13 protein-coding genes are annotated in these 12,109 nt (G+C 38.4%); 6 read left to right on the top strand and 7 right to left on the bottom strand.

Annotated features, from left to right (window positions below; all coding sequences use genetic code 11):
* Positions 1–7: 7 nt before the first annotated feature.
* The 4 genes from coaE to ACSAMO_RS05055 are packed head-to-tail and all read left to right on the top strand — an operon-like array spanning position 8 to position 2,637.
* A complete protein-coding gene (coaE, locus tag ACSAMO_RS05070; protein WP_499209982.1) occupies positions 8–604 on the top strand; it encodes a dephospho-CoA kinase in 597 nt (198 codons plus the stop codon).
* Entirely contained in the window at positions 597–1,142 is a 546-nt protein-coding gene (locus ACSAMO_RS05065; RefSeq protein ID WP_308456848.1) for a lytic transglycosylase domain-containing protein, read from the top strand. Before coaE ends, ACSAMO_RS05065 begins: the two co-directional genes overlap by 8 nt.
* Positions 1,143–1,186: 44 nt before the next feature.
* On the top strand, positions 1,187–1,810 hold the full coding sequence (locus ACSAMO_RS05060) for a cytidylate kinase-like family protein (protein ID WP_118446680.1): 624 nt from the start codon (positions 1,187–1,189) through the stop codon (positions 1,808–1,810).
* Positions 1,811–1,821: 11 nt separating this feature from the next.
* Positions 1,822–2,637, top strand: a complete 816-nt coding sequence (locus ACSAMO_RS05055; protein WP_499210089.1) for an undecaprenyl-diphosphate phosphatase — start codon at positions 1,822–1,824, stop codon at positions 2,635–2,637.
* 47 nt (positions 2,638–2,684) lie between these two features.
* On the opposite strand, the gene ACSAMO_RS05050 is transcribed toward ACSAMO_RS05055, so the two are convergent.
* From ACSAMO_RS05050 to ACSAMO_RS05030, 5 genes are all read right to left on the bottom strand, one after another.
* Positions 2,685–3,158, bottom strand: a complete 474-nt coding sequence (locus ACSAMO_RS05050) for a peptidylprolyl isomerase (RefSeq protein ID WP_412294061.1) — start codon at positions 3,156–3,158, stop codon at positions 2,685–2,687.
* Positions 3,159–3,176: 18 nt separating this feature from the next.
* Positions 3,177–4,115 carry a peptidylprolyl isomerase gene (locus tag ACSAMO_RS05045; RefSeq protein ID WP_412294063.1) on the bottom strand — a complete coding sequence of 313 codons (939 nt, stop codon included), beginning with the start codon at positions 4,113–4,115 and terminating at the stop codon, positions 3,177–3,179.
* Between the two features lie 2 nt (positions 4,116–4,117).
* On the bottom strand, positions 4,118–6,673 hold the full coding sequence (gene gyrA / locus ACSAMO_RS05040; protein ID WP_499209981.1) for a DNA gyrase subunit A: 2,556 nt from the start codon (positions 6,671–6,673) through the stop codon (positions 4,118–4,120).
* 123 nt (positions 6,674–6,796) lie between these two features.
* Positions 6,797–7,534: a class I SAM-dependent DNA methyltransferase gene (locus tag ACSAMO_RS05035; protein WP_499209980.1), complete on the bottom strand. Its 738-nt coding sequence runs from the start codon at positions 7,532–7,534 to the stop codon at positions 6,797–6,799.
* On the bottom strand, positions 7,527–7,820 hold the full coding sequence (locus ACSAMO_RS05030) for a YerC/YecD family TrpR-related protein (protein ID WP_022228823.1): 294 nt from the start codon (positions 7,818–7,820) through the stop codon (positions 7,527–7,529). Before ACSAMO_RS05030 ends, ACSAMO_RS05035 begins: the two co-directional genes overlap by 8 nt.
* A 180-nt stretch (positions 7,821–8,000) precedes the next feature.
* On the opposite strand from ACSAMO_RS05030, the gene ACSAMO_RS05025 reads away from it, so the two are divergent.
* Together ACSAMO_RS05025 and ACSAMO_RS05020 are read left to right on the top strand one after the other, a co-directional pair.
* Entirely contained in the window at positions 8,001–8,687 is a 687-nt protein-coding gene (locus ACSAMO_RS05025; RefSeq protein ID WP_117968395.1) for a DUF421 domain-containing protein, read from the top strand.
* A complete protein-coding gene (locus tag ACSAMO_RS05020; protein ID WP_337600263.1) occupies positions 8,684–9,064 on the top strand; it encodes a DUF4363 family protein in 381 nt (126 codons plus the stop codon). Before ACSAMO_RS05025 ends, ACSAMO_RS05020 begins: the two co-directional genes overlap by 4 nt.
* Before the next feature lie 80 nt (positions 9,065–9,144).
* Here ACSAMO_RS05020 and ACSAMO_RS05015 read toward each other — a convergent pair whose 3' ends face one another.
* Both ACSAMO_RS05015 and ACSAMO_RS05010 read right to left on the bottom strand, forming a co-directional pair.
* Positions 9,145–10,785: a hypothetical protein gene (locus tag ACSAMO_RS05015; RefSeq protein ID WP_412276492.1), complete on the bottom strand. Its 1,641-nt coding sequence runs from the start codon at positions 10,783–10,785 to the stop codon at positions 9,145–9,147.
* Positions 10,786–10,865: 80 nt separating this feature from the next.
* The gene (locus ACSAMO_RS05010) at positions 10,866–12,008 is read right to left on the bottom strand and encodes a 1-propanol dehydrogenase PduQ (RefSeq protein ID WP_022228819.1); all 1,143 of its coding nucleotides are present in this window, start codon (positions 12,006–12,008) and stop codon (positions 10,866–10,868) included.
* Positions 12,009–12,109: the final 101 nt, after the last annotated feature.

Here is a 12,109-nt window from a genome sequence, read left to right as displayed (position 1 = left end):
GATAGAAATGGTTGTTTTCGGTATAACAGGTGGAAGCGGAAGCGGAAAAACATCTGTTTCAAAAATGCTTGAAAAACTGGGTGTGCATATTATTGACACAGATGTAATTGCACACGAAATCGTAGAACCAAACAGTGATTGTCTTAATGAATTGGTCGATTATTTCGGTGATAGCATACTAAATGACGATAAGACATTGAATAGAAAGAAATTAGCATCAATCGCTTTTTCTGACAAACAAAAAACAGAGGCATTAAGCAACATAACGCATAAATATATAAAGGCGGAAGTGGTAAAAGACATAAACACGACTGATGCCGAATGGGTTGGTATAGACGGAGCAGTGATAATCGGAAGTAATGTTGAACCGCTTTGTGAATTTATAGTGTCGGTTATTGCTGATAAACAAAGCAGAATCACACGAATTAAGACGCGTGACAATATTACCGATGAACAGGCGATACAAAGAATTAATGCTCAAAATGATGATGAGTTCTATAAGGAAAATTCAATGTATATCATATATAATAACGGTGATATTGCACAGCTTGAAAGTGATGTTGTCGGGTTATTTAATAAAATAAAGGGGAATAGTTTTGAGTAAAATTTTTAAAGCATTCCTTGTACTTCTTGCAATATTTGTTGCGGTACTGGGTATATTAGGCGGTTATCAAACAAGTCAAAAATTCAAATATCCTGTTGCGTATGCAGATTATATTGTAAAATATTCAAAAGCCAACGACCTTGATCCGTTCTTGGTTATGGCGGTTATAAAGGTTGAAAGTAATTTTGTGCCTGAGGCACATTCGGGTGTTGCCGGCGGACTTATGCAGCTTACTAAGGAAACTGCCGAATGGAACGCTAAAGAATTAGGGATAACGACTGAATATGATTATATGGACCCCGAAACAAATATACGTTTTGGCTGTCATTATTTACGTCACTTGATTGACGTTTACGGAAATATTGACACCGCCTTGGCGGCTTACAACGGTGGTATGGGAAATGTTTATAGTTGGCTTAATGACTCGCGATACAGTGATGACGGAGTGACACTCAAGTATATTCCGTTTTCTGAAACTCGTAATTATGTTGTAAAGGTAAATTCGAGTTGGGAACACTATAAAGAAATGTATCAGTAATGTATATCATTAACATAAAATTAAAACAGAGAGGAGAATGAATTATGTCATTGATAATTACAATAGGAAGACAGTTCGGAAGTGGCGGACGTGATGTAGGTGAAAAGGTTGCGGAGTATTTTAACATACCTTTTTATGACAAGGAGCTTGTTGAACTTGCGGCACAAAAGAGCAATATCAGCAAAGAGGCGTTAAAAGAGGTTGACGAACACGCAACGAACAGTTTTCTTTACTCGCTTGCAAGCGGCAACTACTCAATGAGAGGTATAAACGCACCGATTTATTACGAAATGCCTATAAACGATAAATTATTTATCGCACAGGCTGACGTTATTAAAGAGGTTGCAAAGAGAGGCTCTTGCGTTATCGTCGGACGTTGTGCAGATTATGTTCTTGAAAATGAAAATGTGGACGTTTTAAGTGTATTTGTATACGGCTCGGTTGATTATCGTGCAAAGAGAGTTATGTCGGCACTTGATATTACTCAAGCCAAAGCAAAAGACAAGGTTTTGAAAACCGACAAACAACGTCGTACATATTACGATTACTACACAAGCAAAAATTGGGGAGTTATGTCTAATTACGACTTGTGTATTGATGCTGAAAAATTCGGCATTGAAGAAACTGCAAATATGATAATAAATGCAGCAAAGAAGAAAATTAAATAAGGAGTTGTTATATTTTGTTTCTCGAAATGATTAAATCGATTGTTCTGGGCATTGTTGAAGGTATATCCGAATGGTTGCCTATAAGTTCGACAGGACATATGATACTTGTAAACGAACTTATAAACAATACAGAGGGATTTACCGCATCTGATTTGTATTTGTATGTAATACAGCTTGGCGCAATTTTGGCGGTAGTAACGCTATATTTTCACAAGTTAAATCCGTTTTCACCGAAAAAGACAAATGCTGAAAAAGAGAATACTTGGAAAATGTGGTTCAAGGTTATTATTGCCTGTGTACCGGCTGCGGTTATCGGTCTTGTACTTGATAACTTTATGTCGGCTTGGGAAAATTGGCAGGTCGTTTCGGCGATGCTTATTTTGTACGGTGTAGCGTTCATAGTTGTTGAATCGTTGCATAAGGAAACAAAAATTGAAAGCATGGACGATATGACATACAAAACAGCACTTTTAATCGGACTGTTTCAAGTGTTGTCAATCGTTCCGGGTACATCGCGTTCAGGTGCAACAATACTTGGTGCAATGCTTATAGGTTGTTCACGTTCGGTTGCGGCTGAATTTTCATTCTTCTTGGCTATACCGGTTATGTTCGGTGTAAGCCTACTGAAAGTGCTTAAATACGGCTTGGCTATGCCTATGCAGGATGTAATTGTGCTTTTGACAGGTATGGTTGTTGCGTATATTGTGTCAATGCTTGCAATTAAGTTCTTGATGAACTATGTAAGAAAACACAATTTTAAATCATTCGGTTATTACAGAATTATACTTGGTATATTGGTAATTTTATATTTTAGTTTTATACACTAAAAACAACAACAAAAAAAGCTCCGTAAGCATTGCTTACGGAGCTTTTATTATACAAGTCTTATTGTTTTTATAATTTGGTCTTCGATTGGCTTATCCTGCATATCTGTCGGTGTCTCTGCTATTTCGTCAACAACCTCGATACCCTCTGTAACTTTACCGAAAGCGGCATACTGACCGTCAAGATGAGGTGCATCCTCGTGCATAATGAAGAATTGACTTGACGCACTGTTCGGGAACATTGTTCTTGCCATTGAAAGCACACCTCTTGTATGCTTTAATGGATTTGTAACACCGTTACCGTCAAATTCGCCCTTGATTGAATCTGCTTCTTTGTGTTGACCGTCTGCCGTAAAACCGCCGCCTTGAATCATAAAGCCCGGAATTACACGGTGGAAAATAAGACCGTCAAAGAAGTTTCTTTCGATTAGTGAAACAAAGTTTTCTACTGTGATTGGTGCAACGTCCGGATAAAGCTCTGCTTTTATAATTCCGCCGTTTTCCATTTCGATTTCAATATTCATAATTTATCTCCTTGATTTTTAAGAATTTGACTCTGTTGAGTCTGACTGTAAGAATGGAAGAATGTCATTAAGTTCATCTTCACTTAATTCATCATCATTTGAACTGTTTGATTTACTGCTTGATGAAGAATTTGAACTGCTCGATTTTGAACTTGAATTTGACTTAGGTGTTGATTTCGGAGCAGTTGTTGATTTTGATGATGATTTAGATGACTTTGAAGATGATGTATCTTCGTCTTCATCATCAGTATCTTTTGAGTTTTTATCTGTGTCTTTATCTTTTGACGGCTTTGAAGTAGCCTTTGTTTTGCTTGATTTACCGCTTGATACAGATGTGTCAATGGTGATTGTGTCAATCACGATAGGCTCGATAGGGACGTCCTCCATATTTGATGAGGCAACCGTACCTGTTTTTACAGACGCGATTTCATCAACTATATCCATACCCTCTGTAACTCTGCCGAATGCGGCATATTGACCGTCAAGGTAAGTCGCATCTTTTTGAACGATAAAGAATTGGCTTGTTGCACTGTCATAATCCTGTGCTCTTGCCATTGAAATCACACCTCTGGTGTGAGAAAGTGTGTTTTCAAAACCGTTCTTTGCAAATTCACCTTTGATAGACTCAGTTTTTTGCTCTTTCAGATTTTCGTCATAGCCGCCGCCTTGAATCATAAAATCTTCAATAACTCTGTGGAATATTGTGCCGTCATAAAAACCGTCTTCTGCAAGTTCAACGAAGTTTTCAACCGTATCAGGTGCAAGGTCCGGATATAATTCAAGCATAATTTCGTCACCGTCTTCAAGTTCTATTGTGGCGTTGACTGTGTTTTTTACAAGTTCCGGATCGGGTGTTGAAACGGGCTCTTCATCTTTGCCGTTTTGGTTTGTGCCGCATGACGCAAGCACCATTACCATTGATAGAATTATAGCTATAACACTAATTGATTTTTTCATAATTACTCGACATCTCCTTCTGTTTCGCTTTCGTCAGCAATTTGAGTTTCGGTTGTATCATCAGCAATAACTTCTTCAGAATTTTCTGCTTCTTCATCAGTTTCTTCTTCACGTTCTGTTCGTGCGATACTCATAACACTTACACCGTCGTCAAGACGCATAACTCTTACACCTTGAGTTTGACGGCTGTATGAAGAAATTTCATCTGTGTGCATTCTTATAATAACACCGTCAGATGTGATAAGAATAATATCGTCATTATCTGTGACAGTTTTCATACCGGCAAGTTTGCCTGTTTTATCGGTAATACGATAAGTGAAAATACCTTTACCGCCTCTTGACTGAATACGATACTCGTCAAGCGGTGTTTTCTTGCCGTAACCGTTTTCTGTGACAGTAAGAAGCTGGCTGTCAGGCAGTGCAACAGACGCACCGATAACATAGTCGCCGTTGTGAAGGCGGATACCCATAACACCTCTTGTTGTACGGCCTGTTGAACGTACCTCAGTTTCGTTAAAGCGGATTGCATAACCGTCATGTGTGGCAATAATAATATCTTGAGTATTATCTGTAAGTTTAACTCTGATAAGTTCATCGTTTTCGTCAAGGTCAATCGCACGAAGTCCGCCGTTACGGATTTTTGAGTAATCCATAACGTTTGTCTTTTTGACAATACCGTTTTTGGTGATGAATGTAAGGTATTTGCCGTCCTCGAAGTCCTTAATAGGAATCATTGCGGAAATCTTTTCATCATTTTCAAGCGGAAGTAGGTTTACAATCGCCGTACCCTTTGCCTGTCTGCTTGCCTCAGGGATTTGATAACCTTTCAGCTTGTACACAACACCGCGAGTTGTAAAGAATAACAATGTGTGGTGCGTTGTGGTTGTAAACAGGTGTTCAACGAAGTCCTCTTCACGAGTTGTAAGACCTGAAATACCGCGACCTCCGCGTCTTTGCGATTTATAAGTATCAACAGGCAGACGTTTTGTGTAACCTTTATGAGTAACAGTAACGACAATATCTTCTTCGTCGATAAGGTCGTCAATATCAATTTCAGTTGTAACCATTGATATTTCAGTTCTTCTTTCATCGCCGTACTTATTCTTAATATCGGTAAGGTCGTTCTTAATTATTTCAAGAACTTTGCTTTCATCTGCAAGAATTGAACGTAAGTCTTCGATTTTTACAACAAGTGCTTGATATTCTTCCTCAATCTTGTCACGTTCCATACCGGACAAACGACCGAGCTGCATTTTTACGATTGCGTCTGACTGTGCGTCTGTAAGTGAGAAACGTTCGCACAAGGTCTGCTTTGCGTCAGGAATACTCTTTGATGCGCGGATTATTCTGATTACTTCGTCAACATTGTCTATAACAATTTTGTAACCCTCTAAGATATGTGCACGGTCAAGTGCTTTGTCAAGTTCAAACTGTGTACGTCTTGAAATAACATCTTCCTGGTGGGCGATGTAGTAGTCAATCATCTCACGAAGTGTAAGAATTTTCGGCTGTTTGTCTACAAGTGCAAGCAAGATTATGCCGAAAGTATCCTGCATTTGTGTATACTTGAACAGATTGTTAAGTACAACATTAGGGTTTGCGTCACGTTTAAGTTCGATAACAAGACGAATATGTTCGGTGGATTCATCGCGTGTTGATGAAATACCGTCAATCTTGCCGTCACGAACAAGTTCGTTAATATGTTTTTCAAGCTTTGCTTTGTTTACTTGATAAGGTATTTCTGTGACAACAATTCTGTTTCGGTCATTGTGTTCTTCTATTTCGGCTTTCGCACGAAGAATGATTTTTCCGCGACCTGTTGTATAAGCGTTTCTTATACCGCTTTTGCCCATAATAACGCCGCCGGTTGGAAAATCGGGACCTTGAATATGAGTCATAAGTTCCTCGGTTGTTATCATAGGGTCGTCTATAACTGCGATTATACCGTCAACAACTTCTGTAAGATTGTGCGGCGGAATATTTGTCGCCATACCGACTGCGATACCGGCAGAGCCGTTTACAAGCAAATTCGGAAATCTTGACGGAAGAACGTCAGGCTCTTTTAATTTGTCATCATAGTTAGGTACATAGTCAACCGTATTTTTCTCAATATCGGTAAGCATAAGTGCCGATATTTTAGACATTTTCGCCTCGGTATAACGGTAAGCTGCAGGCGGGTCACCGTCGACAGAACCGAAGTTACCTTTACCTTGTACAAGCGGATATCTAAGTGAGAAATCCTGTGCCAAACGTACCATTGCGTCATATACGGACGCGTCACCGTGAGGGTGATATTTAGCAAGCACGTCACCGACAGTTGCGGCAGACTTTTTAAAATCATTTTCGTATAATAGGTTTGCCTCATACATATCATATAATATACGTCTGTGAACAGGTTTCATACCGTCACGAACGTCAGGAAGGGCACGGCTTACTATAACGCTCATAGCATAATCAATATAAGCTTTTTTCATTTCACTGTTAAGGTCAACATCAATAATATGTTGGTTATTGATTGCGTCCATATCCAGTTTCAATTCTTTGGACTTTTTTGCCATAATTTCCTCCTAATTTTCAGACTTGAAATGTAAATTCCAAGTACAAAATTTAATACTTTTAACTTATTTATTATACCACAAATTGGGCTTAAAATCAAGGAAAATCCTATAAATATTCAGTATTTAACGACATACGAACACTATGCGTTCGCTGTCTTTTTTCGGTTTGTCAAACGACAGTTCGTCATATGTATCGACAGACTTAAAACCGGCTTTTTTGAGAAGTAATGTAAGTTCATTTACCGAATATGCTCTTTGCAGATGACGTTCTTCAAAACGGCTGTATTTTTTGCCTTGCTTTACAAAGAAAGTAAGGAACATATCGGATAATTTGTGTTTTTCGATAAAGCGATTTTGCCAGGTATAAAATATGTTTTTATCGCTGTGCACAAATGTGTTTGAGCCTATCACGTTTTTTAACTTATATTCCGTGCTTATATCAAATATAAAAAGACCGTCGGGATCGATAAAGCAAGTTTTGATTTTGGTAAAAAGAGTTAATAACGATTTCGGCGGAAGAATGTAATTTATACCGTCAATCATACATAGAAATGCACCCATTGTGCCGAAAAGGTCAAGATCGGTCATGCTTTGGTTCAGAAAAAGTATGTCAAGTCCGTTGGCTTTTTCGCGGGCAATGTTAAGCATATCCTCCGAAATATCAACACCTGTCATATCGTATCCGCGTTTGGCAAGAGGTATTGTTATATTGCCCGTACCGCATGCGAGGTCGCATACAAGGTCGGGGTTTACGTCATACATAATAAAAAGATTTTCTATATAGTCCGCCCATTTTTCATAATCAATATCCTTGTGCATAAGCGAATCGTAAATATAGGCGAAATCGGTATAGCTATTCATCTTTATTCTCCATTCTGTCAATTACTAAATTGTAGCCGTCTGAGCCGTAATTTATACATCTGTTTACGCGACTGATTGTTGCGGTTGATGCACCTGTTTTTGCGGCAATGTCCGTATAGATGTTTTTGTCTTTAAGCATAAGTGCGACTTCCATACGTTGACTCATTGATTTAAGTTCCGAAATAGTGCATAAATCAGTAAAAAATCTTCTGCATTCATCAACGGTTTTTAATTCAAGAACTGCTTTGAAAAGCGTGTCAATTCGTTCGTCATTTATTTCTTTCATTTGTTATCAGTAACCTTTCTGCTCACAATAAATCACTAATGCACATATATCTGCGAGCCGATAGTGTGCATTACAAAATATACTTTGATTATACCACTTTAACGCGTGAAAGTAAAGTGAAATACATAAATATTGTGCTTAAAGAGAATAATATGCAAAAGAAAATGTCTGAGGTGAAATATGCTTATACTTGTTGTTAGAACTTTGATTTTGTACGGTATGGTTATTGCCGCTATGCGTATAATGGGTAAAAGACAGCTCGGGGAATTGCAGCCGTCGGAGCTTGTTGTCGCTATAATGATTTCCGATTTGGCGTCTGTGCCTATGCAGGCTATCGATATACCGCTTTTGTCGGGGATTATTCCTGTGCTGACGTTGATTGTTGCGGAAGTTATGATGTCATATTTGAGCCTTAAAAGTAAAAATATTCGCAAGTTTTTGAGCGGTGAACCGAGTATTGTCGTGTATGACGGGTGCATAAATGAAGCCGAGTTAAAAAAACTTCGGTTCAATATTAATGATTTGCTTGAGGAACTTCGCCTTAACGGTTGTCATGATATATCCGATGTGGCGGTGGCGGTTTTGGAAACAAGCGGTAAATTGAGCGTTATACCGAAAGATAAGGCAAGACCTGTGACGGTGGAGGATTTACAGCTTGAAAATGTTCGTCACGACGGATTGCCTTGTGTTATCGTGTCGGACGGAACACTTAACGAGGGTGAATTGACTCGCGCGAAAAAAGACCACATTTGGCTTACAAAGGAATTGAAAAAACGTAATATTAAAGATGTAAAAGAGATATTTGTTGCGTCACTTGACGCGGAGGACGAATTATTTATACAGTTAAAAGGGGAATGGAGAAAATGAAAGGAGTTATAGCATCAGCGGTTATTGCGGTGGTTATTGTGGCAGGGAGTGTTGCGTATACAAATCATATTGATAAAGTGTCGAGAGATCTGGGGGAGATTAATGACAGAGTTATGGCGTTTTTGTATGACGGCGATTATGAGAGTGCCGGTGATGAAATCGAAAAACTTGTACAGTATCTTGACGAAAATCGTACTGTACTTGCCGCAACAGGCAATCACGAGGATTTTGATAAAATTGAAATGAATATATCCGAAGTGGAGGGGTATATTAACGGCGGAGAGCAAACAGACGCAGTTTCACATTGTCGTGTGCTTGGTTTTTTGTTTGAACATTTGCCGAAAAATTATAAGTTTAAATTGGAGAATATATTGTAGGTTTAGGGCAACCGATGGTCGCCTGTACGAAGGATTGCACAAAATGAGAGTATTAAAAAAGCGACTGTCAGTCGCTTTTTTTAATTAAAGAATTGATATGAGACATCGTCAACTTTTGTCAATGTACCGACTATTGAATCATCATTGCGTTTAATGATGTAGTTATCGCCGTCAGCTACGAGTTTTACGGGAACGATTGTTCTGTCATATTCTATATTATAAAAATTGCAAACACCCTCAATATCAATAAACGGTTTAAGTTTATGAATATCTCCGTAAGTGAAAGGCATAACGTTATTTGTATTCGCAGCGCCGGTGATATGTCGCATACAACCTGTAAAATCAGCATAATTACCGCTGACGCCTCTTATATGATCGAGCCAGCTTACACATTTTGTTTCGTCATAGTAATGCTGACCGCTGAATACATATACGTTTTTGTCTGTATTCGTGATATTCTCTTTGGTGTCAAGGTTTATAAGCTGTGATGTAAGAGCGACGTCAATGTCAGATGTTTTTTGATAATCGCTTACTTCACCGATACCTGTAACTGTAAATGAAAATGCCGAAACTGTAAGTAAAACCGCACATAAAATTCTGCTAAACGATAGCGGTAAAAGAACTATAAGTTCATCAATTACTATGCCTATTCCGAGATATGCGAAAAATACAAGTCTTAACGGTATTCTGTCAGAACCGAGAATGTAGTTTAGCGAAAGTCCGCCGAAAAACATCACAATTCCAAGCACAAGGATTTTCCAAGAAAATTTACGCTTTTTAATACATACAGCCGAAAATACACCGAATATAATCGAAAGTATTGCGATAAGTAATATTTTTATAAATTTATGACCGCCGAAAACGATAATAATACCTTTATCGTAACCGTTTTTAAATATTGAATTTGTAAAATCGGTGAATATATTTTTCGTATAATCGGTAACGAGTGCGGTATGCTCCAATATATCTGTTTCAAGGAAACCGCCTCGCGATTCTATTTCGCCGGAACCGGAATTTAAAATGTAGTAAATTCCGATAATCGCTATATGTGCCGCCATTATTGCAAGCGGAAGCAAATCTTTTTTATTCTTATAATTGTTCCAAACAATGAAAAGCGTAAGTATGATATAAACCACTATTGCCGGTTCGTAAAAACATACACTGAGCATACCGAATACGGCAAACATAACTAAAAATTTCACTTTATCCGATTTATAACAGTAATCAAGCGAAAGTGTGGCACAACCTATAAACAGCAGTGAATATACAACTCTTGTTGCGGCGGCAATCCAATAAGTAGCCTCAAGTCCAACAGGAAAAAGGCACACAAGGCACAAGAAGAATCCGCCGCTTGCAAAATTGTTTCTGCGAAGTGCTTTTATAATCAGAAATGAACCGAAAAGCAGTGAAAATGTCAAAAACAATTCGACAATCCACAAATGATTAAACAACGGTGCGTTTACGAAACAGTCAAACACTCCTGCGAGCGGGCGTATTGCAAACTTTTCGTTCGGAATTGCAAAGTTTGCAAGTCGGTTTGATATACCTTTATACAAATCACCGTACAGAAACCAGTCGTCCATAACAGGCTTGTATACTCCGCTCAAAAATCGTTGAACAATCATAAGCAATCCCAAAGCGAAAGTCATAATATATTCACAATGTGAAGAAAGCAGTTCAAAAAACGAGGATATTTTGCTTTTTCGATTGATTTGATTCATACGAAAATCCTCCCAATATAATAGTTTTTACAAAAATAGGCGTGTTAAAAAGCACGCCCGAATTTGTTGTATTTATAATATTATTCGTATAAATGTTCAAGAATTTGAACAACTTCTTCCTTCGTAGGTACGCGAGGATTTGTTGCTGTACAAGCGTCTGCAAGAGCTTTTTCAGCCATTGAGTCGATTGCATTGAAGTATTCTGTTCTGTCAACACCGCATTGTGAAACCGAAACAGGAACGTTCATTTCCTTTAACATAAACTGAATCCAGCTTACAAGAGCGCGAACTGTTGTGATTTCATTGAAGTTATTTACACCAAGAAGTTTAGCAACGTTTACATACTTTTCAACGCACTTAGGATAGTGGCTTTGACTTCTTGAATGTTTGTTAATTCCTGAGTTGTATTCGATAACGTGAGGAAGTAACATTGCATTGGCTCTGCCGTGCGGAATGTGGAACTTAGCACCGATTGCGTGAGCAATACCGTGGTTAAGACCAAGTGATGCACTGTTAAATGCAAGACCTGCAAGACATGACGCAACGTGCATTTTCTTTCTTGCGTGTGTATCGTTATTGTCAAGATATGAACGAAGTAGAAAAGTACCGCATATCTCGATTGACTTTTCTGCAAGTGCGGCTGAAAATTCGTTGTTGTTGATACTTACATAGGCTTCAATTGCGTGAGTAAGTACATCCATACCTGTGTCGGCTGTTATGTTTGCCGGAACACTCTTTACAAGGTCGGCGTCCAAAATAGCCTCTGTCGGCAACATACTGTCTGATACAAGCGGATATTTTATATCATTTGCCGGATCAGATACAACGGCAAAACTTGTAACTTCACTGCCTGTACCGGAAGTTGTAGGAATAGCGATAAGTGCAACTTCTTTTTGAGATGCTCTTGTTGCAAATTCACGAATTGATTTTGCGCTGTCAATGGCACTGCCGCCGCCGATTGCGATAACAACGTCAGGATCATAGTCAAGCATTGCCTTAACACCAAGAGAAATTTTTTCAATCGGTGGGTCCGGAACAACGTCTGAAAATACGTCAAATTCAGTATAACCGTCGTTTAAACGATATGTAATCATCTGTAGCATACCGCTCTTTACAACAAACGGGTCTGTGATGATAAGCGCTTTCTTATAAGGAAGGTCTGCAAGTCTGTCAAGTGCATTGTCACCGAAATAAATTTTTGTTTTTATATCGAAACTTTTCATTAAGTTTTTCACCCCTGTTTCATTGATACATTTATTATACAATATTTAAACAAATATTACAAGGGAAATTTGAAAAAAATAATGTAGAAAATTCGATTTTC

This window comes from Ructibacterium sp. SJQ-7 (genome assembly GCF_054696575.1).
The sequence above is the reverse complement of the archived record's forward strand: the minus strand, read 5'-3'. Positions and strand labels throughout refer to the sequence as shown.